Below are 26,438 nucleotides of genomic sequence, written 5' to 3'. Positions count from 1 at the left end.
GCCGCCCTCGTCCACGAGGGCGTGCTCGTGCCCGAGCTCGACGGTCACCTGCCGGCCGACACCGCCGCCGTCCCTGCGGCGCGTGCCGGTCTGCTCCGGGAGCGGCTCGCGCCCGACGAGGTCGTCGGCGGGGCCGCGGCGCTGTGGCTGCGCGGGGCGTTGGAGCGGTGCCCCGTGGTCGACGTCGTCGTCGGCAACCACGGGGCCGGAGGGTCGCGCCGAGACCCGGCCTGGCGGCGCACGCGGCACGCCCACCTCGCCGCGCACCACGTGGAGGAGCTGTGGGGTGTCCCGGTGACCACGTTGGAGCGCACGGCCACCGACATCGCGCTGTGGCTCCCCGCTGACGACGCCGCCCCGCTGCTCCGGGCCGCTGTCGCGGCCGGGGCCGACCCGGCACTCGCGCTGCGCCTTCTGGCAGCCCGGCGCCGTCCCGGGCAGCGGGCAGGTCGGCGCGAGCTGCGCCGCCTGCCCGGCTCCCGTCGTCGTCCCCCTGTGGAGGCGCAGGGACGGGCGTCAGGCCTGTCGGCCCGCGGTGCTGCCGGTGACGCGGTAGGCGTCGAACACGCCGTCGACGCGGCGCACCGCGTTGATGACGTGCCCGAGGTGGGTGGCGTCGGCCATCTCGAAGGTGAACCGCGAGAGCGCCACGCGGTCGCGTGAGGTGGTGACCTGCGCCGACAGGATGTTGACGTGGCTGTCGGACAGCACGCGGGTGACGTCGGAGAGCAGCCGCGAGCGGTCCAGGGCCTCGACCTGGATCTGCACGAGGAAGACGCTGGCGGAGCTGACGTCCCACTCGACCTCGACGATGCGGTCGGGCTCGGTGCGCAGACCGACGACGTTGCCGCAGTCCTCGCGGTGCACCGAAACCCCGGCGCCACGCGTGACGAACCCGACGATGGTGTCGCCCGGCACGGGCGTGCAGCAGCGGGCGAGCTTGACCCAGACGTCGTCGACGCCCTTGACCACGACACCGGGGTCACCGGTGCGAGGCCGCCGGACGGCCGGGGAGGGGGTGGTGGCCTCCGCCAGGTCTTCGGTGGCGCCCTCCTCACCGCCGAGCGCGGCGACGAGCTTCTCCACCACCGACTGCGCGGAGACGTGCCCCTCACCGACGGCGGCGTAGAGGGCGGAGACGTCGGCGTAGCGCATCTCGTTGGCCAGGCCCACGAGGGCCTCGTGGCTCATGAGGCGCTGGATCGGCAGGTGCTGCTTGCGCATCGCCTTGGCGATGGCGTCCTTGCCCTGTTCGATCGCCTCTTCGCGGCGCTCCTTGGAGAACCACGCGCGGATCTTGTTGCGGGCGCGCGGGCTCTTGACGAACATCAGCCAGTCGCGGCTGGGGCCGGCGCCCTCCACGCGGGAGGTGAAGATCTCGACGACGTCGCCGTTGTCGAGCTGGCTCTCCAGCGGCACGAGGCGCCCGTTGACGCGGGCGCCCATGGTGCGGTGGCCGACCTCGGTGTGGACGGCGTAGGCGAAGTCGACCGGGGTGGATCCCGCGGGCAGGCCGATGACCTCGCCCTTGGGGGTGAAGACGAAGACCTCCTGCGCGTTGATCTCGAAGCGCAGGTTGTCGAGGAACTCGCCCGGGTCGGCCGTCTCGGACTGCCAGTCGACGAGCTGGCGCAGCCAGGACATGTCCTCGAGGTTGCCCTTGCCGCCGGCACCCCCGCCGACGGAGGCGTCCTTGTACTTCCAGTGCGCGGCCACGCCGTACTCCGCGCGGCGGTGCATGTCGTGGGTGCGGATCTGGATCTCGACGGCCTTGCCGTCGGGCCCCACGACCGTCGTGTGGAGCGACTGGTACATGTTGAACTTGGGCATCGCGATGTAGTCCTTGAACCGGCCGGGCACCGGGTTCCAGCGCGCGTGCAGCGCACCGAGGACGGCGTAGCAGTCGCGGACCGTGTCGACCAGGACGCGCAGGCCCACCAGGTCGTAGATGTCCGTGAAGTCGTGGCCCCTCACGATCATCTTCTGGTACACGGAGTAGTAGTGCTTGGGCCTGCCCGACACCGTGGCGCGGATCTTGGCGGCACGCAGGTCGGCGTTGACCTGCTCGCGCACGGTGGCCAGGTACTCCTCGCGCGCGGGGGTGCGCTCGGCGACGAGGCGCACCACCTCCTCGTGCATGCGCGGGTAGAGGGTGGCGAAGGACAGGTCCTCCAGCTCCCACTTGATGGTGTTCATGCCCAGGCGGTGCGCCAGCGGGGCGTAGATCTCGAGGGTCTCCCGGGCCTTCTTCTCCGCCGAGGCCGCCGGCACGAATTTCCAGGTGCGGGCGTTGTGGAGGCGGTCAGCGAGCTTGATGACCAGCACGCGGATGTCCTTGGCCATCGCCACGACCATCTTGCGGACGGTCTCGGCCTGGGCGGCGTCACCGTAGGTGACCTTGTCGAGCTTGGTGACGCCGTCGACCAGGTCGGCGATCTCGTCGCCGAACTCGCGGCGCAGCTCGGCGAGGGCGTAGCCGGTGTCCTCGACCGTGTCGTGCAGGAGCGCTGCGGCCAGGGTGGGCGGGGTCATGCCCAGTTCGGCGAGGATCGTCGCGACCGCGACAGGGTGCGTGATGTACGGGTCACCGCTCTTGCGGCGCTGGCCGCGGTGCGCCTTCTCGGCGACGACGTAAGCCCGCTCCAGCACGGCCGTGTCCGCGCGGGGATGGTTGGCGCGCACCGCCGTGAGCAGCGGCTCGATGGCAGCGGGCGTGGCCGGCGGGCGGGTCCCCAGGCGCGCCAGACGGCGGCGGATGCCGTTGCCGGGCGGCGGGGGTGCCTCGACGGCCTCCGGTTGGGGAGCCGGTGGAGGCGCGGTGGCCTGGGCTGCTGCCTGTCCGACCGGCAGCCCCGAGGAGTCGGGACCGTCGGCACTCACCGCTGATGACGACTGCGCTGTCTGGTCCACCACACCTCCCGGGCCCGCTGGACTGCCGAGTCTACGACCGTCGAGGTCAACGCCTCCGGCGCTCACGACACTCCCGCCCTCTCTGTCGGCTCCCCACCCGCACTTTCCGAGGAAAGTGCGAGAAGGGAGGCTCAGGAAGCGCACTTGCCGCGGAAAGTGCGGCAGGAAGAGGAGGACGACGACGGACGCCGCGCGCTGGCCGCGCCGCGGCGGGTCGCTGACCTCAGGGGGTCTGCAGCACCGAGGTGACCGGCGCGCCTGCCAGGGCCGGCGCGAGCGCCGCACGCCCCTGCAGGGAGAGCAGCTCCAGGAGGAAGACCACCCCTGCGAGCTCACCGCCCAGCCGATTGACCAGGGCGCAGGCCGCGGCGGCAGTGCCGCCGGTGGCCAGGACGTCGTCGATGACGAGCACGCGGGCGCCCGCGGGGACGGCGTCCTCGTGGGCCTCGATCGACGCCTTCCCGTACTCCAGGGAGTAGTCCTGCCGGACCGTGCGCCACGGCAGCTTGCCCGCCTTGCGCAGCGGGACGAACCCCGCCCCGAGGGCCAGCGCGAGCGGCGCACCGAGCACGAAGCCGCGAGCCTCGACGCCGGCCACGAGGTCGACCCGGCCACCGGGCAGGGCCTGCGCGGCGACCGCCAGGGCCTCGGTGGCCCTGGCCAGGGCGCCCGCGTCACCGAGCAGCGGCGTGATGTCCCAGAACGTGATGCCCGGGGCCGGGTGGTCCGGCACGGCGCGCAGCAGCGATAGCAAGCCCGCCGCGTCGTCGTCCGTCGTCGCCCGATGGTGGGCCCGATGGGTGGCGCGGTGCTCGCTGCTGCTCACCGGCGCCGGCCGCCAGGTCGGCGCGGCTGGCTGCGCTGCCCACCCGACGGGGGCCGGGGTGTACGGCCGGTGGACGGGCGCTCGAGGACCGCCGTCGCCGTCCCCCCGGAGGTCGCCTCCCCACCGTCGCTGGCCACTCCTGCCGCCACGGCGGCCGTCGAGCCGGTGGTCGGCTCCGCGGACCCGCTGCGACGCGCCAGGACCTTGTCGCGCTGGCGGGCGATGTCGGGCTCGCGTTCGCGCATCTGCACGTACAGCGGCGGCGCGAGGAAGACCGAGGAGTAGGTGCCCGCCATGATGCCCACGAACAGCGCCAGCGAGATGTCACGCAGCGTGCCCGCGCCCAGCAACAGCGCACCGATGAAGAGGATCGAGGCGACCGGCAGGAGCGCCACCACCGAGGTGTTGATGGAGCGCACCAGCGTCTGGTTGACCGCGAGGTTGGCGGCCTCGGCGAAGGTCTTGGAGCTGCTGGAGAGCACGTGCTCGGTGTTCTCGCGGATCTTGTCGAACACCACCACGGTGTCGTAGAGCGAGTACCCGAGGATGGTGAGGAAGCCGATCACCGTGGCGGGTGTGACCTCGAACCCCGACAGGGAGTAGACCCCGGCGGTGATGACGACGTCGTGCACGAGCGCCACCAGCGCGGCGACGGACATCTTCCAGGTGCGGAAGTACAGCGCCAGCACCACCGCGGCGAGCACCACGAAGATGCCCAGGCCGGTGAGGGCGTTGGTGGTGACGTCCTTGCCCCAGCTGGGGCCGACGAAGGAGTCGGTGACGCTGCCGGCCGGCACGCCGTAGCCCTCGGCGAGGGCCTTGGCCACGGCGTCGGTCTGCTGCTGGCTGAGCTGCTCGGTCTGCACGCGGACGGCGTTGTCGCCCACCGTGGAGATGCGCGGCGGCTCACCGTCCGGGACCACCGAGCGCACCGCGGCCTCGGCCGGATCCTGCGAGGTGGTCGTGACGTTGGAGACCCGGAACTCCGAGCCGCCCCGGAACTCGATGCCCGCGTTGAGCCCCTTGGTGAGGAGCAGGACGACGGACAGCCCCACGAGCAGCGACGCGACGACGTACCACGTGCGCCGGGTGCGCATGACGTCGAGGCCACGCCGACCCGTGTAGAGATCATTGCCGAGCTGGGAAAAGGACGGCATGTCAGCGCTCCTCGGTGGTCGTGCCGGAGGCGCTGCCGGACCCGGCTGAGCTGCCCGGGCTGCCGTCGTCTCCGTCGGCGCTGCGCTGGCGCGCGGCCTCGGCGGCGCGGCGCTGGGCGATGGTGGTGCGGCCCGGCGAGCCGGTGGTCACCGGCTCGCGGTGTTCGGCGCCGTCGCCGTCATCGAAGCCGGGGTGGGGCGTCGCGTCGTCCGTGGCCTTTGAGCGTGCTTTCCCGGCGCGGGTCGTGCGCTCGGCGGGGGTGCGCACGCGCCCACGTCCGGCGTAGGCGGGCGCCCGGCCGAGCCGCTCTCCGTCGAAGCCGGACATGCGGTGGCCAGTGGCGAAGAACCGCCGGCGGGCGAGCAGCACGAGGATCGGGTGCGTGAAGAGCATCACGACGAGCAGGTCGATGACGGTGGTCAGGCCGAGGATGAACGCGAAGCCCTTCACCCCGCCGACGGCGAGGAAGTAGAGCACCGCGGCGGCCATGAAGTTCACGACGTCGGAGATGATGATCGTCCGGCGGGCGCGAGCCCAGCCCGTCTCGACGGCCGAGGTCAGGGATCTGCCCTCGCGCACCTCGTCGCGGACGCGCTCGAAGAACACGATGAACGAGTCGGCCGTGATGCCGATCGAGACGATGAAACCGGCGACACCCGCGAGGCTCAGGCGGTAGCCCTGGTACCAGCCCAGCAGCACCGTCACCAGGTAGGAGATGCCGGCGGCGAGCACGAGGCTGGCCACGGTGACCAGGCCCAGCGCCCGGTACTGCGCCAGTGAGTAGAGGACGACGAGCACCAGACCGATGGCGCCGGCCAGGAGGCCGCGCTCGAGCTGCTCGGAGCCGAGGACGGCGGAGATCCTGTCCACGCTCTGCGTGGTGAAGGAGATCGGCAGCGCGCCGAACTTCAGCTGGTTCGCGAGCGTCGTCGAGGTCTCCTGCGTGAAGGAGCCGCTGATCTCCGCGTTGCCGTCGGTGATGGGGCCGTTCACCGAGGGTGCCGACACCACGGTGCCGTCGAGGACGATGGCGAACCGGTTCTGGGGGCTCTGGAGCTGGAACAGGCGCGTGGTGGTCTTGCCGAACTCCTCGGCACCGCGGCTGTCGAAGCTGAGGTTCACCACCCAGTTGTTGCTGACGGCGCCCGTGCTCGACGTCTGCAGGCCGGCAGTGGCGCCGCTGATGTCGGTGCCCTCGACCTCGACCGGGCCGAGGATGTACTTCTCGGTGCCATTGGTGGCGCAGGTGACGACCGGACCGTCCGCCACGTCGTTCAGCTGCTGCCCCACGGCGACGGGGTTGCTGCAGTCCAGCGCCTGGAACTGCGCGTACAGCTCGGGCGTGATCTGGTTCAGGTCGCTCGGGTTCGACGGGTCCGGAGCCTGGGCCGCCCCAGGGCTGGCGGCATCGCTGGGCGCCGGAGTCGCTGCGTCGCTGGCCGCCGGGCTCGCTGCGTCGGTGGGCGTCGGAGTCGCAGTGCCACTGGCGGTGGGGCTGGCACCTGACAGCAGCGCACCGGGCAGTCGGCTGCCCTGCTGGCTCTCGGACGGCGCTGCGCCTCCGGTGACGCTCTGCGACGCCGCGGGCGCACTGCCCGTGGTAGCTGGGCTCGCGCTGTCCGTCGCCCTCGGTGTGGCGCCCAGGGTCGCGCCGTCGGTGGCCCCCGGTGTCGCGCCGTCCGTGGCCCCGGGGGTCGCTCCGGGGGTGGCGCCGTCCGTCGGGGCGGGCGCGGGCGCACCAACCGGCTCGGCGTAGAGCACCGGCCGGAACCGCATCTGCGCGGACTGCGAGACGAGCTCGACGGCACCGGCCTGCTCGGCCGGGTCTCCGGGGAGGCTGACGACGATGTTGTTGCCGCCGGAGCTGGTGATCTCCGCCTCGGTGAGGCCGGAGGAGTCGACGCGCTGGCGGATGATCGTGATGGCGTCCGCGATGGTCTGCGGGGTGATCTCGTCGGCGCTCTCACCACCCCGCAGCTGCGGCGTCAGGATGATCTGCGTGCCGCCGGCCAGGTCGAGGGCGAGCTTGGGCGTCCATCCGGCGCCGCCCCACTGCACCGCCGAGCCGAGGCCGGCGACGAGGGCGACGACGAGGGCCGTCAGCCACAGCAGGGAGCGACGGGCGCGGGACGTTGAGGAGCGGGAGCGTGCCAACGGGGTCTCTTCCGGACGGAGGCCGGCCCGTGGGTCGGCGATGGGCGGCGCAGGTGCCGCGCGGGATCAGCGGTCGTGACGCTCCGGCGCCTCGGAGGAGGTGCCCGCGGCGCCGGGGGCGGTGTCACCGTGGGTGCCACCGTCAGCCGTCGGCGGCGCCGACGGGTCGGTGGTCGAGGTGATGGTGGCCTGCTTGGCAGAGTCGGCCGAGGGGGCGGCGTCGACAGGGTCGACGACGCGGGCGACGGCCGCGCGCGCCCACGTCATCCGGACGCCCGGCGAGGGCTCGAGGTCGACGGTGGTGTCACCGACCTCGACGACCGTGCCGTACAGGCCGGAGGCCGTCATGACGCGCTGGCCCACGGCCAGGGAAGCCTGCAGGTCGGAGACGGCCCGCTGCTGCTTGCGTCCGCGGAGGATCAGCCAGAGCAGGAGGGCGATCGGGATGAGCAGGATCACGGCGTCCATTGCCAGGGACCCTACCTGCCGTCGCTGAGGTCATCCGCGCTTCGGGGAAGCTGCTCCGGGGATCGCCCTGAACCCGGCTCCCCCAGCTCCAGCTGCCCGGGCAGCCCGCCGGGCCGCGTGAGCGGGGGTTCGAGCCCGAGGTGACGCCAGGCCGCGTCCGTGGCCACCCGGCCGCGCGGCGTACGCCCGATCATGCCTTCGCGCACGAGGAACGGCTCGACCACGGTCTCGACCGTCTCGGCTTCCTCCCCGACGGCCACGGCCAGCGTGGACAGCCCGACCGGGCCGCCTCCGAAGGTGCGGCACAGCGCCCGCAGCACAGCCCTGTCGATCCTGTCGAGGCCGAGCGGGTCGACCTCGTAGACCTCCAGCGCCGCCCGTGCGGAGGCTTCGTCGACGACGACTCCCCCGCCCGTGGCGCCGCTGCCGCGCACCAGCGACCAGTCGCGGACGCGGCGCAGGAGCCGGTTGGCGATACGCGGCGTGCCCCGGGAGCGCCGTGCGACCTCGGTCGCGCCCTCGCTGGTGAGGGCGACGCCGAGCAGGGCGGCGGAGCGGTGCAGCACCTGCTGGAGCTCGGCGGTGGAGTAGAAGTCGAGGTGGGCGGTGAAGCCGAACCTGTCGCGCAGCGGCGCGGGCAGCAGCCCGGCGCGGGTGGTGGCGCCGACGAGGGTGAAGGGCGGCAGGTCGAGCGGGATGGCGGTAGCCCCGGGTCCCTTGCCGACGACGACGTCGACGCGGAAGTCCTCCATCGCCACGTAGAGCAGCTCCTCGGCGGGCCGCGCGATGCGGTGCACCTCGTCGACGAAGAGCACGTCGCCCTCTTCGAGCGAGGTGAGCACGGCCGCGAGGTCTCCGGCGTGCTGGATGGCGGGGCCGGAGGTGATACGCAGGTGGGTACCGAGTTCCGCCGCGATGATCATCGACAGGGTCGTCTTGCCGAGGCCCGGCGGGCCGGACAGGAGCACGTGGTCGGGTGCGCGACCACGGGCCCGGGCGGACTCCAGGACGATCGAGAGCTGGTTGCGCACCACCTGCTGGCCGACGAAGTCGCGCAGGCGTTTGGGACGCAGCGCGCTCTCGGCGGCCCGCTCGGTCTCGTCAGCGCCGGGCTCGACGAGGCGGACCCCGAGCGCTCCGTCGCCGGTTTCTGCGGGGCCCTCACCGGAGAGCTCGCGGGAGCGATCGCTCATCAGTGCCGTCCGAGGTGCCGCAGAGCGGCGCGCAGGGTGGTGGCGAGGTCGGCGGCGGCGTCGCCCGCGCCGGCCCGGCCCGTCCCGTCGGAGCCGCCATCGGCGGAGGTGACGGCGGCAACGGCGTCCTCGGCCTGCTTGGCGCTGAAGCCGAAGCCCACCAGTGCCTCCACGACGGGTGACGGCGCCGGCTTGGCCGCAGCCGGCGCGGCTGCGGCGGTGCGACCGGCGCGCGGCGCGGGAAGCTCACCGCTGGGCGCGCCGATCTTGTCGGCGAGGTCGAGCACCATCCGCTGCGCGCCCTTCTGACCGATGCCCGGTACGCGCTTGAGCGCCACGAGGTCTTCGGACGCGACGGCGACGCGCAGCTCCTCCGGGGAGTGCACCGCGAGGACCGCGAGCGCCAGGCGCGGCCCGACGCCCGTCACGGACTGCAGCACCTCGAAGACGTCTCGCTCGTCGGCCTCGGCGAACCCGAACAGGGTCAGCGAGTCTTCACGGACGACGAGGCTCGTGTGGAGCATCGCCTCCGCGCCGCGGCGCAGGTCGGCCAGGGTTCGCGGGGTGGTGTGCACGAGCATCCCCACTCCCCCGACCTCGACGACGACGCCGTCGAGCCGGATCGAGAGCACCGAGCCGCGCACCGAAGCGATCATGACCTCATCACCCGGGCAGCCTCGCACGCGCCACCGACAGCCCGGACGAGCCACCGGACATGCCGAAGACCCGACCGTTCGCCGTGACACGGCGTCACGGCCTGTCACCCGAACGGGCGTGCGGCGTGCGAGGGTGGTCCCGTGCGTGTCCTGGGGGTCGACCCGGGCCTCACCCGTTGCGGGTGGGGCGTGATCGACGGCCTGCCCGGACGCAAGGCGAAGCTGGTCGCCGTCGGCGTCGTCCGCACCGATCCGGATCTCCCTCTGGCGCAGCGGCTGCTGCAGGTGGCGGACGGGCTCACCGCCGTCCTGAGGGAGTGCCTGCCGGACGCGGTGGCAGTGGAGCGGGTCTTCGCCCGCAACGACGTCTCCACGATCATGGGGACGGCGCAGGCCAGCGGCATCGCCATGATGCTGGCCGCACAGCACGGCCTCCCGGTGGCCACGCACACCCCCAGCGAGGTCAAGGCCGCCGTCACCGGCAACGGCCGCGCCGACAAGGCGCAGGTCACCTTGATGATCACCAAGATCCTCGGTCTCGCCCAGGCCCCGAAGCCCGCCGACGCCGCCGACGGCCTCGCTCTGGCGGTCTGTCACCTGTGGCGCGGTGGCCCGACCGCCCTGGCCGCCGGCCAGGACACGGCCTACCACGCAGACCCGCTGGCGTCCGTGGCCGGGAGCGCCGGCGCACCGACCGCGGCGCAGACGGCGTGGGCCCGTGCCGCCGCAGCGGCACGGGCCCAGCCCAAGGAGTGGCGCGTTCCCGCGCGGTGAGCCTCAGGCGTCCTCGAGCACGCCCTCCGGCACATCGAGGTTGGCGTAGACGTTCTGGACGTCGTCCAGGTCGTCCAGGGCGTCGATGAGCTTGAGCACCGAGCGCGCCTGCTCCTCGTCGAGCGGGACCTGCATCGAGGGCACGAACTGCGCCTCGGCGGAGTCGTACTCGATGCCGGCTTCCTGCAGCGCGGTGCGCACGGCCACGAGGTCGGTCGCCTCGGAGACCACCTCGAAGGAGTCTCCGACGCGATTCACCTCCTCAGCGCCCGCGTCGAGGACGGCGGCGAGGACGTCGTCCTCGTCCAGGGTCGGGACCGCTGGTACTTCAACGACGCCCTTGCGCGAGAACAGGTACGCCACGCTGCCCGGGTCGGCCATGGTGCCGCCGTTGCGCGTGAACGCCACGCGCACGTCGGAGGCCGCACGGTTGCGGTTGTCGGTGAGGCACTCGACGAGCACGGCCACGCCGTGCGCGGCGTACCCCTCGTACATGATCGTCTGGTAGTCGGCGCCGCCGGTCTCCTGACCGGAGCCGCGCTTGACCGCCCTGTCGATGTTGTCGTTCGGCACCGAGTTCTTCTTCGCCTTCTGGATGGCGTCGTAGAGCGTCGGGTTGCCGGCCGGGTCGCCGCCGCCGGTGCGGGCCGCAACTTCGATGTTCTTGATGAGCTTGGCGAAGGCCGAACTGCGCTTGGCGTCCTTGACGGCCTTCTGGTGCTTGGTGGTCGCCCACTTGGAGTGGCCCGACATCGCACACCTCCTCGGGGGCTCGCTGGTTCAGGTCAGGTCAGGTCGAATCAACAGTCCAGTCTACCGAGCGTGAGCGGCGGCGCTCACTGCCGAGCAGCCTCTTCGATCATCCGGACGAACAGCGCGTGGACGCGGTGGTCGCCGGTGATCTCCGGGTGGAAGGACGTCGCCAGCAGGTGGCCCGATCTCACCGCCACCGCCCTGTCGGCGGCTGCGGCCGTGCGGGTGCGGGCGAGCACCTCCACACCGGGGCCGACCTCCTCCACCCAGGGTGCCCGGATGAACGCGGCGCGGACCGGGCCGCCCTCGACGCCGACGACGTCGAGGTCCTCCTCGAACGACTCGACCTGCCGCCCGAAGGCGTTGCGCCGCACCAGCACGTCGAGCCCGCCGAACGTCTGCTGCCCCTCGATGCCGTCGACCAGCCGGTCGGCGAGCATGATCAGACCGGCGCACGACCCGTAGGCGGGCATGCCCTCGGCGATCCGCTCGCGCAGGAGATCGTGCAGCTCGAACCGCCGGGCCAGCTTGTCGATAGTGGTGGACTCCCCACCCGGAAGCACGAGGCCGTCGACGGCGCGCACCTCGCTCGGGCGGCGCACCGGGACGGCACGCGCGCCCACGGCTTCCAGGGCTCTGGCATGCTCGCGGACGTCTCCCTGAAGGGCGAGGACGCCGACGAGCGGGGCGTCGCTGGACGACCGCCGCTGCCCGAAAGGATGCACGGACGGCTGCTCGGACGGCGGCACCGAGGGCTGGTGCGAGGTCACGGAGGGCGCGCTCACCCCTCCATGGTCCCAGCCCCGGCAAGATGGAACGGTGAGCACCGCCGCCGATCACCTGAGCGCGCCGGCTCCCCTGCTCGGACAGGCTGCCGCGCTGGACTCAGCCGACTCCCTCGGCCACGTCCGCGACAGGTTCGACCTGCCTGATGACGGTTCGGTGTACCTGGTGGGCAACAGCCTCGGAGCGCTGCCGCGGGCGGTGGCCCCCGCCGTCGCCGACGCCGTCCAGCGGCAGTGGGGCCGTTCGCGGGTCGGGGGCTGGAACACCTCTGGCTGGTGGGCGGCGCCGCAGCGCGTCGGTGACCGCATCGGCGAGCTGCTCGGCGCTGCGCCTGGCCAGGTGGTGGCGGGCGACTGCACCAGCGTGCAGCTGCACAAGGTCCACCTGGCGGCGGCCGCCGAGACCCGGCGGCGCAGCGCGGACGGCGCGGACGGCGCACGCCGCGTCGTCGTCGCCGACCCGGCCTCCTTCCCCACCGACCTGTACGTCCTGGCTTCCGACGCTCGCCTCGCCGGTTGGGAGGTGGTGCTGGCCTCTCCCCCGGACGTGCCTGCCGTGCTCGCCGCGCGCGGCGGGGAGGTCGCGCTGGTGACCCTCAGCCAGGTCGACTACCGCACCGGGGAGCTGTGGGACCTCCCCGGTCTGACCCGCGCGGCCCACGACGTCGGGGCGCTCGTGCTGTGGGACCTGTGCCACTCCGCCGGGGTGGTCCCCGCTGACCTCGACGCGAACGACGTCGACTACGCCGTCGGCTGCAGCTACAAGTTCCTCAACGGCGGCCCGGGCGCCCCGGCGTGGATCTACGTGCCGCACCGACTGCAGGCCGCCTTCGCCAACCCCATCCCGGGCTGGAACTCCGCGGCGCAGCCGTTCGCCATGACGGCCGAATACACCCCCGCCACCGACATCGCCGTGGCCCGCACGGGCACCCCGCAGATGATCAGCATGCTGGCCCTCGAGGCGGCTCTGACCGCGTACGACGACGTCGAGGTGCAGGCCGTGCGCGCGAAGTCGCTGTCGCTGACGGGTTTCGCGCTCGAGGCCCTGGACGCGCTCGTGCCGGAGGTGGAGGTCGTCACGCCGCGTGAACCCGAGCGGCGGGGCAGCGCCCTGGCGCTGCGTCACCCGCAGTCGTGGGGGCTCGTCAGGGCGCTGCACGCGCGCGGCGTGGAAGGCGACTTCCGCGCGCCGGACGTCATGAGGTGGGGCATCGCACCGCTGTACCTGTCCCACGCAGACGTGCTGGCCGCCGTCGTCGCGCTGAGGGCCGTCCTGGACGGCGGCGAGCACGAGGCAGCGGAGCTGTCCGAGCGGCCGACCGTCACATGAGCGAGCAGAACGCCGAGCAGGAGTGGCTGCCACCGGAAGAGGAACCGTGGGCGCTCTCGCTCGTGGTGCGGGTCGAGCGCGAGAGCGCCGGCGGACCGCCCGCGCACACGGACGTGCTGGTGGCGGCGGCGCGCGCCGTCGTCGCCCTGCTCATCGACGAACGGACCACCGACCCCGACGGCGTCTTCCACGACGCCGTCGCCCGCTGGCGCGGCCAGCGGATCCGCAAGATCGGGCGGCGCGCGCGGGGGTCGCGGTGGGACAGGACGGCAGAGCTGCCGCACGTCGAGGCCCGCGCGGGCGGTGACGGGCAGACGCCGCCGGCGCAAGTGAGGGCGTTCGCGCCGCACCCGCGCGACGATTCCCCGAAGCTCCTGCGCGACCTGCAGGTCGGCGGTCTGGACCTCACCGACCCCGACCCCTCCCCCCGTGATCATGGGCGTCCGCCACCCTCGGTGGTGGCGGACGCCCATGATCACGGACGGGGTGGGCCGGTGCTGACGATCCGGCTCGCCCCCGGCGTGACCATGAGCACGGGCAAGGCCGTCGCGCAGGTCGGGCACGCGGCGCAGCTGGCGCTGGAACGACTCGACCGGGCCACCGTCTCCGCATGGCTGGCCAGCGCGGACCCCGACGTGGCCACGGCCCTCGCCGTCGTCGTCCTCCAGGGAGCGCCGGTGCTGCCGGCGTCGCAGCGGGTGGACATCCGCGACGCCGGCTACACCGAGGTCGCCCCCGGCACAGTCACCGTGAGCGCGGGCTTCGAGGGGTAGCGCTCAGCGGGCGTGCTCCGGCGCGTGCGGGTGGTCGTGGAGGTTGACCACTACGGCCTCCTGCGTGCTGCGCACCACCACCATCTCCACCGGCTCGGTGTCGCTGGCGTTCTGCTCCCAGTGCACGACGCCGGCGGGGATGTGCACGAAGTCACCGGCTGTGGCCTCGCGCGGCTCGTCAAGCCGGTCTCCCACCCACCAGCGCGTGGTGCCCTTGAGGATGTAGATCGCGGTCTCGGCTTCGCCGTGGTGGTGCACGCCGGTCTGCCCGCCCGGGTCGAGCACGGCGAAGCCCATCCAGAAGCTCGCGCCGTTCATCGCCTCGCTCACCGCTGCCCAGCGGTGCAGACCACCGGCGGTCTGGGCGGTGCCGGCGTCGCGCTGGTCGGGCGTGACCACGGACACGTCGACGTCGGTGCTGACCGAACGCCCGCCGTGCAGGCCCTCCTCGGGGGTGTAGCTGTGCTCGCCGTGCTCAGGATCGTCGGAGTGGTCGGCGTGGGGCTGCTCGTGACGGCCCACCTGGCCGGCCTCAGGCAATCCGACGCATGCGGCGCACGACCAGCGGACCGTCGAGCAGGTCCGGGATCTTCTCGACGAACTCCACCAGGTGCGGGGCGGCGAGGTGCGCGTCGAGGTGGTCGGGGCTCTCCCAGTTCTCGTAGAAGGCGAACTCGGCCGGGTCTTCGAGGTTCTGGTGCAGGTCGTAGTTGACGTACCCGGCCTCGTGGCTGGTCGGCTCGACCAAGGCCTCCAGAGCCTCGCGCAGCTCCTCTTCCTTACCGGCGCGGGCACGCATGGTGGCAACCACGGTCAGCAGATCCCGGCGCTCGTCGGTGGGGGTGGTCATCGCAGGTCCTCCTCGCTGAGGTGCCCGGGTCCGCCCCCGGGCGCGATCGCACGCTGACACCTGACGCCGCCGCCAGGGAAGGGTCTGTCTCAGACCGAGACACCCCGGGTCACTCCCCATCGGCGAGCAGCTCCTCGAGCACGACCGTCAGCGCCTCATCTCCGATCGTCACCTCGAGCGACGCCGTCCACGGCGCCCGCTCCACGCTGGCGTAGCCGCCGTCCACGAGGTCGCTGTGGACGACGACCTCCCGCGCCGGCAGATCAACCACCCAGTACACCGGCACTCCGGCCGCCGCGTAGACGCGTGGCTTGTGCACGAGGTCGAGCCGCTGGCTCGACTGGGCCACCTCCACGATGAGCGCGGCGGTGTCGGGGTGGGCACCGGGACGACGCAGGACGACGGCGACGTCAGGCTCGGGCTGAGACCGGACGCCCGCCGCGAAGGGGGAGTGCGTCCGCACACGCCAGGGCGGCCGCACAGCCTGCGCCAGCATCTGACCGAGCTCGCCGACGACATCATTGTGCTCCCCACCCTGCGGCACCACTTCGACCAGCACTCCTTCCAGCAGTTCCACTGGAGGACTGTCATAGCCGTCGGGTCCGACCATCCTGTCGAACTGCTCCCGGGTGATGCCGAAGCGGCGGACCTCCGGGTCGCTCTCGAGGGGCTGCGCGCTCACCCGGCCATGGTGACCGCTGGCACCGACAGCGCGCCAGATCCACGACACCCACGACCAGGGTTATTGACTGATCGTTCATTCATGGGTGATGATGGCGGCATGGCGAGACCCCGCAGCTTCGATGAGGGGGTGGTCGTCGACGCCGCCACCCGCTGCTTCACCGAGCTCGGCTACGCCGCGACCTCCGTCGACGACCTCGTCAGCGCCACCGGCCTGCACCGCGGCAGCCTCTACGGCGCCTTCGGGAGCAAGCGCGGCCTCTTCCTCGCCGCCCTGGCCCGCCACACCCCCCTGCTCTCCTGGGGGACCGAGGACGACGACGGCGACCGTGCGCTCGACCTGCTGCTCGTGGCCGCTCTCGAGCTGGCCCCGCACGACGACGCGGTCCGCGACATCGTGCGCGACGCCTGCGCGCGGCTGGGCCCGCGGGCCGCCGGCGTGCTCGGGCAACGCCTCTTGGATCGGGCTCGCCTCGACGGCGACCCTCCCGACGGGCTCCCGGCCACGACAACGCCGGTGCCCCCGGCTCCCACACCAGCAGCGACAAGGAGGACGTGATGGCACGCATCACGGTCAGTGACAGCAACCTCGAGGTGAGGCTCACCGGCCTCGACGCCGTGTGGGCGATGCGGCGCCGGCTCGTGGTGCCGCTGTCGGCGGTGCGCGGCGCCACGGCCGATCCGGGCGCCGCCGCCGAGCCGAAGGGCGTCCGCGCCCCGGGTCTGCACCTGCCGGGGGTCGCGGCCGTGGGCACGTTCCACCGCGGCGGCGCGAAGACGCTCTACGCCGTGCACTCCGGGCGGCGGACCGTCGTCGTCCAACTGGAACCGGGAGCGGACACCGCGGGCTTTGCCCGCGTCGTCGTGGAGGTGCCGGACCCTCGCATGGCCGTCGACGACGTCAACCGCGCACTCTCCATCGGGCGCTGACTCCATCGGGCGCTGAGCACCCGCTACCCCTGATACCGCCGCTCCCGAAACCGACCGTGGTCAGGTCTGGAGCTGACCTCGGTCACCTGTGACGACGCGTTCCTGGGCTGACGCCACCGCAGGTGACCACGGTCAGTCCCGGAAGTGACCACGGTCAGCTGCGGCGAGGAGCGCACGGGCCGAACACACCCCGAGCACGGCAACGGCCGGCGCCCCCTCGCGGGGGCGCCGGCCGTCGTCGTCCTGCTCGGTGCAGGCGGGTGCAGAGGTGTCAGCTCACCAGCCGCGCTGCGCCAGGCGGTGAGGCTCGGGGATGGCCTCGACGTTCAGGCCGACCATGGCCTCGCCCAGGCCGCGGGAGACCTTGGCGATGACGTCGGGGTCGTCGTGGAAGGTGGTGGCCTGCACGATCGCCTCGGCACGCTGCTGCGGGTTGCCCGACTTGAAGATGCCGGACCCGACGAAGACACCGTCGGCGCCGAGCTGCATCATCATCGCGGCGTCGGCCGGGGTGGCGATGCCGCCGGCGGTGAACAGCACGACGGGCAGGCGGCCGGCCTCAGCGACCTCGACGACGAGGTCGTAGGGGGCCTGCAGCTCCTTGGCGGCCACGTAGAGCTCGTCCTTGCTGAGCGAGGTCAGCCGGGCGATCTCCGCACGGATGGTGCGCATGTGCGTGGTGGCGTTGGAGACGTCACCGGTGCCTGCCTCGCCCTTGGAGCGGATCATCGCCGCGCCCTCGGTGATGCGGCGCAGCGCCTCGCCGAGGTTGGTGGCGCCGCAGACGAAGGGCACCGTGAACTGCCACTTGTCGATGTGGTGCGTGTAGTCGGCCGGGGTGAGCACCTCGGACTCGTCGACGTAGTCGACCCCGAGGCTCTGCAGCACCTGCGCCTCGACGAAGTGGCCGATGCGGGCCTTGGCCATGACCGGGATGGAGACCTCGGCCTGGATGGCGTCGATGAGGTCGGGGTCGCTCATCCGGGCCACGCCGCCCTGCGCGCGGATGTCCGCGGGCACGCGCTCCAGGGCCATGACGGCGACGGCGCCGGCGTCCTCAGCGATGCGCGCCTGCTCAGCGGTGACGACGTCCATGATCACGCCGCCCTTGAGCATCTCGGCCATGCCGCGCTTCACGCGGGAGGTACCGACCTGGGGCGCGGCGCCGCTGACCTGCGGTGCGGAGGCGGAGGTGGAGGACTCGGACATGTCGTCCATCGTACGGCGGCGCGTCGGGCACGCCGCACCGCCGATCACTGGTCAGCGCTGCGACCTGCAGGCCCCCGAACCGGACGTGACGGATCAGTCACCGATCTGGCGCAGCACACCGTCCCAGCCGTCCAGCAGCTCCTCCACCAGGCTGACCAGCGCGTGCGGGTAGACGGTCGCCCCGGCCGCCTGCGCGGCGGCCAGCTCCGGCAGCGACCACCAGCGCAGCTCGTCGAGGACGTCGCCCTCCAGCACCGTCCACCCGCTGGTCGAGACCCCGCGCGCCTCGGCCCCGGGGACGACGGCGACGAAGAACAGCTCGTCCTGCCGGCACGTGCGGGCCGCGAAGTCGAAGACGGCGCTGCGCTCCCCCACGGGCCCGACGAGTTCCTCAGCGGACACGTCCAGGCCGGTCTCCTCACGCACCTCCCGCGCGGCGGCCTCCCGCGCGTCCTCGGCGGCCCCGATACCCCCGCCGACCGTGAACCACCACGACCGCTCGACCTGGTCGGCGTCGTGCCCGCGCACGAGCAGTAGGCGCACCTCGTCGGACGCGGTGCCGCGAGCGGTGTCGACCAGCAGCACGCGAGCGCCTCGGCGGAACCAGAGGCCGTCATCGCCCAGCGCCCACTCGTCGGGCTGCTCGCCGGCTGCGTCCACCACGCGGCCCAGCCTGTCAGCCCGCGAGCCGGTCCCGTGGTGCCGGGGGCTGCGCCCCGCTCTCGGCTACTGCCCCGGCTGCCCCGCGAGGCGCGAGCGCTGGCGGCTCGTCGTCGACGTCGAAGGTGCGCGGCAGCGGCGCCCGGCCCGCCAGGTGTGCCCACCGCTCCACGCGCCGCCCCCGGGTGCGCCGCGCGGCGACCACGGCGTCGTTGGCGAACCGGCGAGCCAGCACCACCCGCTCGCACGCGGTGGCCAGGTCGGCCAGGAGCCCTTCCACGACGACGTCGCGCCGGTCGTGCAGCACCTGCACAGCGCCGGGCGTCAGCACCGCGCGCAGCGCTCGGCTGAGGTCGGACTCGACCACCTCACGCTCGACCTCCTCCAGCGGCGCGGTCGCCTCGGCCGCGGCGGAGGCGAGCAGCAGCGCGCTGGCCGGGTCGAGCGCGCCGCTCGCGACCAGCGCCTCCGTCGCGGCGGCCCGGCGCAACAGCGCCGCATCGAGCGCGGCCCGCGTGGACTCCACCCGCACGTGCATCCTGTCGAGGCGCGCCGCCCGCGCGCTGAGCCACCAGGCGAGTCCTCCGAGGACGACGACGCCCGCCAGCACCAGCGTGACCATCGTGAACGCCTGGTCGCTCACGGGAGCACCTCGGCGCCGCGCCACTGCGCGAGGAGGCGCCCAGCGGCAGGGTCACCGCCGGGCTCGCCGAGGGCCGCCGCCGTGCCGTGCACCCCGCTGAGCACCGTCTCGTAGACGGTCAGTACCTGGTGGGCCACCACGGACCAGTCGTAGCGGCGCACGGCGCGCGAGGCTGCGGCGGCGACGGCGCGGCGGCGTTCGTCGTCGTCGAGCAACGCCGCTGCCGCCTCCGCGAGCGCCGCAGGGTCACCGACGGGCACGAGCTCCCCGAGGGTGCCGCCGTCGAGCACACGGGAGAAGGCGGGCAGCGCGCTGGCCAGGACGGGTGTGCCGGCGCTCATGGCCTCCACGAGCACGATGCCGAAGCTCTCCCCCGCGGTCTGCGGCGCGACGTACAGGTCGGCGGAGGCGAGTAGGGAGGCCTTGTCGGCCTCGCTGACGGACCCGAGCATCTCCAGGCACTCGGCGTGGTCGCCGGCGAGCTCATGAGCGACCCGGGGGTCTCCCCGTCCGGCGACGAGCACCCGCAGCCCCGGGTGGGCGGCGCGCAGGGCGGGCAGCGCCTGCGCGAGCACCCCGAAGCCCTTGCGCGGCTCCTCGAAGCGCCCGAGAAAGAGCAGTACCGGCGCCCCGGGGCGCCCGCGCCACTCCTGGCGCACCGGTGCGGCGGCGTACCTGTCCACGGACACCCCGTTGGGGACGACGACGGCGTCTCCCCCCAGGTGCTCGACCACTCGGCGGCGGGCATCCTCGCTGACGGCGATCCGGGCCGACAGCTTCTCCAGCCCCGGCCGTACCAGCGGCAGCGCGGCCTGCAGGGCCCGCGAGCGCAGCGAGGCCGTGTGGAAGGTGGCGACCAGCGGCGCCTCGGCGGTGAGCATCGCGATGAGGGCGATGCTCGGGGTGACGGGCTCGTGGAGGTGGACGACGTCGAAGTGGCCCTCGGCCAGCCAGCGGCGCACCCGCAGACCGACCACCGGCCCGAAGCTCACCCGGGCGACGGAACCGTTGTAGGAGACGGGGACGGCGCCGCCGGCGGACACCAGCCAGGGCGGCAGTGGTTCGGGTGAGGCCGAGTCGGGCTCGGAGACCGGAGCCAGCACCGACACCTCGTGCCCCTGCTCCAGGAGCACCTCGGCGAGGTCGCTGACGTGCGCCTGGACGCCGCCCGGGACGTCGAAGGAGTACGGGCAGACGAGACCGACCCTCACGACGCTGCCCCCGTGCGAACACCCTCGATGCGGTCACCCTCGGTGAAGATCCGCTGGAGCATGTGCCAGTCCGCGGGGTGCTCCCGCACCGCGGCGCTCAGCACATCGACGCAGGCCTGCGTCATGGCAGCGGCCTGGGCCCGGCGGTCGGGCCGTGTCCCGGGTTCGGCGGCCAGCGGCGCGGGGACGGTGACCCGCGGGTGGACGACGGCGACGGCCGTCCACGGCCGCCACCGGTTGCGGCCGCGCCGCTCCCGGGCGGCCGGCTCGTAGTGGACGCTCACCGGGAACAGTGGCGCCCCCGTGGCCAGGGCCAGCGCCGCAGGTCCCGCGGCGGCGCGAGACGGGTGCCCGAGCAGCTGCACCGGAACGCCGCCGCCGGACAGGTCGCGGTCGGCCAGCAGCGGCACGAACGCGCCACCGCGCAGCGCCCTCACGAGGGAGGCGAAGCTGGCTCCGCCACCGCCGCTGCCTGATCCTCTGTTGGGTGCCATCGCCACCACGGTCAGGCCGAGCCGCTCGCGGAAGGCGAGGAACGCCTCGAAGACCTCGGCGGGTTCCAGGCGCTCGGCCACCGTGACGACGGGGGCTTTCCATGTGGCGGCCGCCCAAGCGCCCACCTGGTCCCACGAGCCGGAGTGCCCCAGGAAGGCGACGCCACCGCGTCCGGACTCCAGCGCCTCGACCAGCTCGGGCAGGCCCTCGCCCTCGACGCGGGTGCGTTCCCGCAGCTGCTCAGGGGTCCAGGTGTGCAGGCGGAACGCGTCGGCCCAGTAACGGGCGTACGAGCGCATGCCGTCGCGCACGAGCTGCTGCAGCTCGACACCACCGGCACCCGTCGCTCGCGCGAGGTTGGCCTCCAGCCGGCGCACCCCCGGTCCGTGGCGACGGGCGGCGACGTCGGCCCCCAGCGACGCCGCCCCACGCACGAGGGCCTCCGGGAGGCGGGGGACGACGGCGAACGCCGCCCGGTACCCGAGCGCCGCTGCGCTGCGCCCCGCCTCAGCTGCGCGCACGAGCCGGCTCGTCACCCGGCTGCAGCTGGCGGCGCACGAGCGAGAAGCGCTGCCCCAGCGTGATGCTGCTCGCGACCGCCAGCAGCGCCAGGACCACCACGAGCACCTGGTGCGGTAGGCCCAGACCCACGAAGGCGGTCACCACGAGCGTGGCCACGAGGCGCTCGCTGCGCTCGGCGACGCCGACGTCGGCGCGAGCCCCGGCGGCCTCGGCACGAGCCCGGGCGTAGGACACGAGGAAGCCGAGCGCGAGGTTGAGCAGCGCGAGCACCGCCAGCGTGCGAGCCCAGGGGGTGCCCACGCCTACTCCCGTGGCGTAGAGGACCAGACCGCCGAAGACGGCGGCATCCCCGAACCTGTCGAGGGTGGAGTCGAGGAAACCGCCCCAGGCGCTGCTGCGATCCGACAGCCGGGCCATGGTGCCGTCGAGGGCGTCGGAGAACACGAAGAAGGTGATGGCGATGGTGCCCCAGAACAGCTGGCCCTGCGGGTAGGCCACCAGGGCGGAGACGACGACGCCGACGGTGCCGACCACCGTGACGGTGTCGGGGCTGACGCCCCGGCGCAGCAGGAAGACGGCCAGCGGCGTCAGAACGCGCGCCAACCAGGCCCGGGCGTAGCGGTTGAGCATGTCCTCTGCAGGCTAACCGGACCAGGTCCGGAGGGCCTGCAGAGGAGATGCTCAGCGAGGGCCGATGGTGCTGGCGGTGGTGCCGGGCTCACCCGTCCGGGCCCAGGCGTCGGCGAGCTTGGCGCGGGTGTCCGCGAGCAGCTCCGGCAGCGCCTTGGTCCGCCCGATGACGGGCAGGAAGTTCGCGTCGCCCGTCCAGCGGGGCACCACGTGCTGGTGCAGGTGCGCGGCGATGCCCGCACCGCCGGCGTCGCCCTGGTTCACACCGAGGTTGAACCCCGAGGGGTTGCTGACGTGCGTGAGCACCCGCAGCGCGCTCTGCGTGAGCGTCGCGACCTCGACGGTCTCCTGGGGCGTCAGATCGACGTAGCCCGCCACGTGCCGATAGGGGCAGACCATGAGGTGCCCGGGGTTGTACGGGTAGAGGTTGAGCACCACGAAGCACAGCTCGCCGCGGGCGACGACGAGGGCGTCGTCGTCGTCCAGCGACGGTGCCCGGCAGAACGGGCAGCCGGACCCGGCAGCAGCACTCGGCGGCTTGTTCTCCCCGCCGATGTACGCCATGCGGTGGGGCGTCCACAGACGCTCGAAGCCGTCAGCTTCCCGGGCGAACCCGGCGGGATCCTCGGCCCCCTGGGCGGCAGCGGCGTCGAAGGGCTCGCTCACACCTGGACCCGGGAGCGGACCGCCTCGACGATGCGCGCGATGGCCTCCGCCACCGGCACGCCGTTGTCCTGCGAGCCGTCGCGGTAGCGGAAGGAGACCGCGCCGGCCTCGACGTCGTCGCCACCGGCAATGAGCACGAACGGCACCTTCGCCTTGGAGTGGGTGCGGATCTTCTTCTGCATGCGGTCGTCGGAGTCGTCCACTTCGGCGCGGATCCCCTGCGCCTTGAGCTGACGGACCACGTCGTGCAGGTGCGGGGCGAAGTCTTCCGCGACCGGCACGCCGACCACCTGCACGGGCGCGAGCCACGGGGGGAAGGCACCCGCGTAGTGCTCGACGAGCACACCGAAGAACCGCTCCAGCGAGCCGAACTTCGCCGAGTGGATCATCACGGGCTGCTGGTGGGAGCCGTCAGCAGCGGTGTACTCCAGGCCGAAGCGGGCCGGCTGGTTGAAGTCGTACTGGATGGTCGACATCTGCCAGGTGCGGCCGATGGCGTCGCGCGCCTGAACGGAGATCTTCGGGCCGTAGAACGCGGCGCCACCCGGGTCGGCCACGAGCTCCAGGCCGGTGCGCTCGGCGCAGCCGCGCAGGACCTCCGTGGCTTGCTCCCACTCTTCATCGGACCCGATGAACTTGTCACTGCTGCCGCGAGTGGACAGCTCGAGGTAGTAGTCGTCCAGGCCGAAGTCCTTCAGCAGCCCCAGCACGAAATTGAGCAGCTTCTCGATCTCGGCCGGTGCCTGCTCGGGGGTGCAGTAGCTGTGGGAGTCGTCCTGGGTGAGGCCGCGCACGCGGGTCAGGCCGTGCACCACACCCGACTTCTCGTAGCGGTAGACGGACCCGAACTCGAAGAAGCGCAGCGGCAGCTCGCGGTAGGACCGCCCACGCGACCTGAAGATCAGGTTGTGCATGGGGCAGTTCATGGCCTTGAGGTAGTACTGCGCGTTCTCGAGCTCCATCGGCGGGAACATCGTGTCGGCGTAGTACGGCAGGTGGCCCGACGTCTCGAACAGGTGCTGCTTGGAGATGTGGGGCGTGCCGACGTAGTCGAAGCCCTCCTCCACGTGCCGCCGGCGGACGTAGTCCTCCATCTCCCGCTTGATGACGCCACCGCGCGGGTGGAACACCGCCAGGCCGGAGCCGATCTCGTCGGGGAAGGAGAACAGGTCGAGCTCGGCGCCCAGGCGGCGGTGGTCACGCCGCTCGGCCTCGGCGAGGCGCTCCAGGTGGGCGCGCAGCTCGTCCTTGGACGGCCACGCGGTGCCGTAGACGCGCTGCAGCTGCTGATTGGCCTGGTCACCGCGCCAGTAGGCGGCGGCGGTACGGGTGAGCTGCCAGCCGTTGGCCAGCAGGCGGGTGCTCGGCACGTGCGGGCCGCGGCACAGGTCCTTCCAGGCCACCTCGCCACCGCGGCGGACGTTGTCGTAGATCGTGAGCTCGCCGGCTCCGACCTCGACGGAGGCGCCCTCAGCCACCTCGGTGCCGTCGTCCGCACTGCCCGTGCCGCCCTTGAGCCCGATGAGCTCCAGCTTGTACGGCTCGGAGGCGAGCTCCGCGCGCGCCTCCTCGTCCGTCACGACGCGCCGGGCGAAGGTCTGCCCCTCCTTGACGATGCGCTGCATCTCCTTCTCGAGGGCCTTGAGGTCCTCGGGGGTGAAGGGGACGTCGACGTCGAAGTCGTAGTAGAAGCCGTCGCGCACGGGCGGCCCGATGCCCAACTTCGCCTGCGGGTGCAGGGACTGGACGGCCTGCGCGAGCACGTGCGCGGTGGAGTGGCGCAGCACGTCGAGACCGTCAGGGCTGCCGATCTCGACGGCCTCCACGACGTCACCGTCGGACAGCTCGGTGGTCAGGTCCTTCAGCTCGGGCCCCGACCCGCTGTCGATGCGGGCCACCACGACGTCGCGGCGGGTCTCGTAGAGCTGCGCCGCTGTGGTGCCGGCCGCGACCTCGCGCTCGTCACCGTCGACCACCACGCGCAGGACAGCAGGCTCAGACACGGCCGTGACTCTACGGCGCGGGCCGCAGCGCCCGCCGAGGCCCCTTCACAGGTCGAGTCACAGGTCGAGTCACAGGTCGAGGAGGACGACGACGTCGCCCACGCGGACCTCGCCGGGCTCGACGACGTCGGCGTACACCCCCAGGCAGCGCTTCGGGGTGCGGGTGACCTCCAGCAGCGGCCCGGCCGCCTCGCCTGTGCCTGCGAGGCGTAAGCGGCGGCCGACCCAGCCGCGTTCGTCCCCGGGGCGCGCCGCAGCAGGGTCGAGGTCGACGACGACGTTGGCACGCTCCCCCGGGTCGCACTCAGCGGGCGCGTCCGGTGCGTCAGCGGCACCGGCGGCCACCAGGTGCACCGCCGCGCCGTCGCGGTGGCCCCCGCGACGGCCGTCCCCCTCGGCACGAGAGTCCTGCAGGCGGGCGCCGGGTCCAGCCAGCTGCTCCGGCCAGCCACTGTCGAGAGGAAGCGCGTCAGTGGCGGCTCGTCGCACGCGCAGCGCGTCGTCGTCGACAGAGGCGGACAGAGCGGCCAGCTCCGGCAGCTCACGAGCCCGCAGCGGTGACCCCGCGGCGTCGAGGAGCTGCCAGCGCCGGTCGTGCTGGAGACCCGCGGCGTCCAGGTGGACGCTCGTCGGGAGGTCTCCGCCCGCGGAGCGGAGCGGAAAGCGCCTCAGCAGCGCGACCCGCCCGACGACGACGCCCTCGGTCACCGACGACCTCCTCGCGGGAGCACCTGAAAAGCCTGGAAAGCACTGACGGGCCGTCCCTGTCAGGGACGGCCCGTCAGACCCGGGTGGGCGATACTGGGATCGAACCAGTGACCTCCTCGGTGTGAACGAGGCGCTCTACCGCTGAGCCAATCGCCCGGGTGCGGAGAACACACTACAGGCCCGTCGGGGTCGGCCGTTCACGGGCCGCACCCGCCTGCGCCGGTGCCTGAGCGGGTGTCGGGCCAGCGGTCACCTGACCGTCAACTGGCCGTCGATCAGCTGTCGACCGATTAGCTGTCGACGCCGGGGATCCGATCGAGCAGGGCGATGGCCCCGGCCGGCAGCACCTCGGGGGGCCCCAGCACCACGAGGAACAGCCAGGCGCCGCCCAGGGCCACGGCGACCCCCACCCCGGAGCCCGTGAGTCGCAGCCACAGAGGCTGCCTGCCCGCCCAGCGGGTGAAGCGGTGGACGGCGAGGCGGGCGCGCTTGAGCAGCCGGTGGGCCCAGACGAACTCGCTCGCGAGCACCGCGAGACCGGCGAGCACCAACGGGATGCCCCCCGGACCAGGGAGCCAGCCGGTTGCGGCCCCGAGCAGGATGAGGAAGACCCCGACGCAGGCCACGACGACGCGGTAGATGCGGTGCTTGCCCGGGTCCGCGCGGATACGAGCGCGCCACTCCCAACGGTCGCGGTACTCGGCGCGCCGCGCGGCGAGCCCGCTGCGCGTGGCGCCGGTGCGCCCGGATGGGTGGTCCCCGCCCTGTTCAGGGGGGGTCCGGCTGCCCTCAGGGGCGGGAGGGACCGGCGGCGCAGGCTGCACCCGCCTAGGGTACGTCTCGTACGACACGCCGCCCGGGGGTGTTTGATCCGTCCGGGACAGGGGAACATCGAAGGTGTCCGACCACAGGGTCGGCTCCGTTGCCGGCTCCGTGCCGCCGCATCACCGGGGAGGACCAGCGTGCCCAGAGGCTCAGCTCACGTCGACGCCGAGGTCGAGCTGCGCCTCGTCGTCCCCGAGTCGGGCAAGGTGCCGGTCTCGGTGGAGTTCGGCTACGGCGTGCACGACCCGTTCGCCGTGACGGCGTCCTTCCGGGGTGACGGCGGCTCCATCGAGTGGGTCTTCGCCCGTGACCTCCTCCGTGAGGGCCTGCGCCGTCCCACCGGTGAGGGTGACGTGCAGGTCTGGCCCGGCGAGGTCGACGGACTCGAGGTCGTCCTCGTGTCCCTCAGCTCCCCCGACGGCCACGCTGTCCTGGAGGCCGACGCCGCCGACCTGCGTGACTTCCTCGACCGCACCCACGCCCTCGTGCCTCCGGGCGCCGAGAGCCGCCACGTCCACGTCGACGACGAACTTGCCGAGCTCCTGGGCCGCGCTGTCTAGCTCGAGACCCAGCTCCCGCTCGGACGAGGAGGGCGCCATCCCGGCGACGGGGCGGCGCCCTCCTG

Annotated in this window: 28 protein-coding genes and 1 tRNA gene; 6 read left to right on the top strand and 23 right to left on the bottom strand. The window is 73.0% G+C overall.

Going from position 1 to position 26,438, the window contains the following annotated elements; all coding sequences use genetic code 11:
- Positions 1-516: 516 nt before the first annotated feature.
- The 7 genes from BXY45_RS11110 to ruvA all read right to left on the bottom strand — a co-directional run bounded on the left by BXY45_RS11110 (position 517) and on the right by ruvA (position 9,365).
- Positions 517-2,757: a RelA/SpoT family protein gene (locus tag BXY45_RS11110; protein WP_342799542.1), complete on the bottom strand. Its 2,241-nt coding sequence runs from the start codon at positions 2,755-2,757 to the stop codon at positions 517-519.
- A 376-nt stretch (positions 2,758-3,133) separates the two neighbouring features.
- Complete coding sequence (locus BXY45_RS11105; RefSeq protein WP_211319463.1) at positions 3,134-3,736, bottom strand: adenine phosphoribosyltransferase; 603 nt, start codon at positions 3,734-3,736, stop codon at positions 3,134-3,136.
- The gene (secF, locus tag BXY45_RS11100; RefSeq protein ID WP_109774554.1) at positions 3,733-4,893 is read right to left on the bottom strand and encodes a protein translocase subunit SecF; all 1,161 of its coding nucleotides are present in this window, start codon (positions 4,891-4,893) and stop codon (positions 3,733-3,735) included. Before secF ends, BXY45_RS11105 begins: the two co-directional genes overlap by 4 nt.
- Position 4,894: 1 nt before the next feature.
- Entirely contained in the window at positions 4,895-7,048 is a 2,154-nt protein-coding gene (gene secD, locus BXY45_RS11095; RefSeq protein WP_211319462.1) for a protein translocase subunit SecD, read from the bottom strand.
- Positions 7,049-7,114: 66 nt separating this feature from the next.
- Entirely contained in the window at positions 7,115-7,516 is a 402-nt protein-coding gene (gene yajC, locus BXY45_RS11090; protein WP_109774553.1) for a preprotein translocase subunit YajC, read from the bottom strand.
- A gap of 11 nt (positions 7,517-7,527) precedes the next feature.
- Positions 7,528-8,709, bottom strand: a complete 1,182-nt coding sequence (gene ruvB, locus BXY45_RS11085; protein WP_109774552.1) for a Holliday junction branch migration DNA helicase RuvB — start codon at positions 8,707-8,709, stop codon at positions 7,528-7,530.
- On the bottom strand, positions 8,709-9,365 hold the full coding sequence (ruvA, locus tag BXY45_RS11080; protein WP_109774551.1) for a Holliday junction branch migration protein RuvA: 657 nt from the start codon (positions 9,363-9,365) through the stop codon (positions 8,709-8,711). Before ruvA ends, ruvB begins: the two co-directional genes overlap by 1 nt.
- Positions 9,366-9,506: 141 nt before the next feature.
- On the opposite strand from ruvA, the gene ruvC reads away from it, so the two are divergent.
- Positions 9,507-10,139, top strand: a complete 633-nt coding sequence (ruvC, locus tag BXY45_RS11075) for a crossover junction endodeoxyribonuclease RuvC (protein ID WP_109774550.1) — start codon at positions 9,507-9,509, stop codon at positions 10,137-10,139.
- Between the two features lie 3 nt (positions 10,140-10,142).
- Here the strand turns inward: ruvC and BXY45_RS11070 are convergent, their stop codons facing one another.
- Both BXY45_RS11070 and pdxT read right to left on the bottom strand, forming a co-directional pair.
- A complete protein-coding gene (locus tag BXY45_RS11070) occupies positions 10,143-10,892 on the bottom strand; it encodes a YebC/PmpR family DNA-binding transcriptional regulator (protein ID WP_109774549.1) in 750 nt (249 codons plus the stop codon).
- Between the two features lie 83 nt (positions 10,893-10,975).
- Positions 10,976-11,617, bottom strand: coding sequence for a pyridoxal 5'-phosphate synthase glutaminase subunit PdxT (gene pdxT, locus BXY45_RS11065; RefSeq protein ID WP_109774602.1), 642 nt, complete (start codon positions 11,615-11,617; stop codon positions 10,976-10,978).
- Between the two features lie 94 nt (positions 11,618-11,711).
- Between pdxT and kynU the strand changes: the two genes are divergently transcribed.
- Positions 11,712-13,007, top strand: coding sequence for a kynureninase (gene kynU / locus BXY45_RS11060; protein ID WP_172601942.1), 1,296 nt, complete (start codon positions 11,712-11,714; stop codon positions 13,005-13,007).
- Positions 13,004-13,780, top strand: a complete 777-nt coding sequence (locus BXY45_RS11055; protein ID WP_109774548.1) for an aminoacyl-tRNA hydrolase — start codon at positions 13,004-13,006, stop codon at positions 13,778-13,780. The genes kynU and BXY45_RS11055 overlap by 4 nt, the downstream gene beginning before the upstream one ends.
- Positions 13,781-13,783: 3 nt before the next feature.
- Here BXY45_RS11055 and BXY45_RS11050 read toward each other — a convergent pair whose 3' ends face one another.
- The 3 genes from BXY45_RS11050 to BXY45_RS11040 all read right to left on the bottom strand — a co-directional run bounded on the left by BXY45_RS11050 (position 13,784) and on the right by BXY45_RS11040 (position 15,312).
- The gene (locus BXY45_RS11050) at positions 13,784-14,302 is read right to left on the bottom strand and encodes a cupin domain-containing protein (protein WP_109774547.1); all 519 of its coding nucleotides are present in this window, start codon (positions 14,300-14,302) and stop codon (positions 13,784-13,786) included.
- Between the two features lie 10 nt (positions 14,303-14,312).
- Entirely contained in the window at positions 14,313-14,630 is a 318-nt protein-coding gene (locus tag BXY45_RS11045; RefSeq protein ID WP_109774546.1) for a putative quinol monooxygenase, read from the bottom strand.
- 109 nt (positions 14,631-14,739) lie between these two features.
- A complete protein-coding gene (locus BXY45_RS11040) occupies positions 14,740-15,312 on the bottom strand; it encodes a Uma2 family endonuclease (protein WP_109774545.1) in 573 nt (190 codons plus the stop codon).
- A gap of 99 nt (positions 15,313-15,411) precedes the next feature.
- Between BXY45_RS11040 and BXY45_RS11035 the strand changes: the two genes are divergently transcribed.
- Both BXY45_RS11035 and BXY45_RS11030 read left to right on the top strand, forming a co-directional pair.
- Positions 15,412-15,870 carry a helix-turn-helix domain-containing protein gene (locus BXY45_RS11035; protein WP_109774544.1) on the top strand — a complete coding sequence of 153 codons (459 nt, stop codon included), beginning with the start codon at positions 15,412-15,414 and terminating at the stop codon, positions 15,868-15,870.
- Positions 15,870-16,241 carry a hypothetical protein gene (locus BXY45_RS11030; protein ID WP_109774543.1) on the top strand — a complete coding sequence of 124 codons (372 nt, stop codon included), beginning with the start codon at positions 15,870-15,872 and terminating at the stop codon, positions 16,239-16,241. Before BXY45_RS11035 ends, BXY45_RS11030 begins: the two co-directional genes overlap by 1 nt.
- A gap of 276 nt (positions 16,242-16,517) precedes the next feature.
- Here BXY45_RS11030 and pdxS read toward each other — a convergent pair whose 3' ends face one another.
- The 11 genes from pdxS to BXY45_RS10975 all read right to left on the bottom strand — a co-directional run bounded on the left by pdxS (position 16,518) and on the right by BXY45_RS10975 (position 25,812).
- Positions 16,518-17,450 carry a pyridoxal 5'-phosphate synthase lyase subunit PdxS gene (gene pdxS, locus BXY45_RS11025; protein ID WP_109774600.1) on the bottom strand — a complete coding sequence of 311 codons (933 nt, stop codon included), beginning with the start codon at positions 17,448-17,450 and terminating at the stop codon, positions 16,518-16,520.
- 93 nt (positions 17,451-17,543) lie between these two features.
- The gene (locus tag BXY45_RS11020; protein ID WP_211319461.1) at positions 17,544-18,113 is read right to left on the bottom strand and encodes an NUDIX hydrolase; all 570 of its coding nucleotides are present in this window, start codon (positions 18,111-18,113) and stop codon (positions 17,544-17,546) included.
- Positions 18,114-18,126: 13 nt separating this feature from the next.
- Entirely contained in the window at positions 18,127-18,732 is a 606-nt protein-coding gene (locus BXY45_RS11015; protein ID WP_109774598.1) for a hypothetical protein, read from the bottom strand.
- A gap of 17 nt (positions 18,733-18,749) precedes the next feature.
- Positions 18,750-19,964 (bottom strand): glycosyltransferase family 4 protein, encoded by a 1,215-nt coding sequence (locus tag BXY45_RS11010; protein ID WP_109774542.1) that lies wholly within the window; start codon positions 19,962-19,964, stop codon positions 18,750-18,752.
- Entirely contained in the window at positions 19,961-20,980 is a 1,020-nt protein-coding gene (locus BXY45_RS11005) for a phosphatidylinositol mannoside acyltransferase (protein WP_109774541.1), read from the bottom strand. Before BXY45_RS11005 ends, BXY45_RS11010 begins: the two co-directional genes overlap by 4 nt.
- A complete protein-coding gene (pgsA, locus tag BXY45_RS11000; protein WP_109774540.1) occupies positions 20,967-21,611 on the bottom strand; it encodes a phosphatidylinositol phosphate synthase in 645 nt (214 codons plus the stop codon). Before pgsA ends, BXY45_RS11005 begins: the two co-directional genes overlap by 14 nt.
- Positions 21,612-21,662: 51 nt before the next feature.
- Complete coding sequence (locus BXY45_RS10995; RefSeq protein WP_425468320.1) at positions 21,663-22,277, bottom strand: HIT family protein; 615 nt, start codon at positions 22,275-22,277, stop codon at positions 21,663-21,665.
- The gene (gene thrS / locus BXY45_RS10990; RefSeq protein WP_109774539.1) at positions 22,274-24,280 is read right to left on the bottom strand and encodes a threonine--tRNA ligase; all 2,007 of its coding nucleotides are present in this window, start codon (positions 24,278-24,280) and stop codon (positions 22,274-22,276) included. Before thrS ends, BXY45_RS10995 begins: the two co-directional genes overlap by 4 nt.
- Positions 24,281-24,349: 69 nt before the next feature.
- The gene (locus BXY45_RS10985; RefSeq protein WP_109774538.1) at positions 24,350-24,988 is read right to left on the bottom strand and encodes an MOSC N-terminal beta barrel domain-containing protein; all 639 of its coding nucleotides are present in this window, start codon (positions 24,986-24,988) and stop codon (positions 24,350-24,352) included.
- 84 nt (positions 24,989-25,072) lie between these two features.
- Positions 25,073-25,144, bottom strand: a tRNA-Val gene (locus tag BXY45_RS10980).
- Positions 25,145-25,278: 134 nt separating this feature from the next.
- Positions 25,279-25,812 (bottom strand): PGPGW domain-containing protein, encoded by a 534-nt coding sequence (locus BXY45_RS10975; RefSeq protein WP_170131457.1) that lies wholly within the window; start codon positions 25,810-25,812, stop codon positions 25,279-25,281.
- A 138-nt stretch (positions 25,813-25,950) separates the two neighbouring features.
- Here BXY45_RS10975 and BXY45_RS10970 point away from each other — a divergent pair, with 138 nt between their 5' ends.
- Complete coding sequence (locus BXY45_RS10970) at positions 25,951-26,373, top strand: SsgA family sporulation/cell division regulator (protein WP_109774536.1); 423 nt, start codon at positions 25,951-25,953, stop codon at positions 26,371-26,373.
- Positions 26,374-26,438: the final 65 nt, after the last annotated feature.

It is taken from the genome of Quadrisphaera granulorum (assembly GCF_003149145.1).
GTDB classification, from domain to species: Bacteria; Actinomycetota; Actinomycetes; order Actinomycetales; family Quadrisphaeraceae; genus Quadrisphaera; species Quadrisphaera granulorum.
The sequence above is the reverse complement of the archived record's forward strand: the minus strand, read 5'-3'. Positions and strand labels throughout refer to the sequence as shown.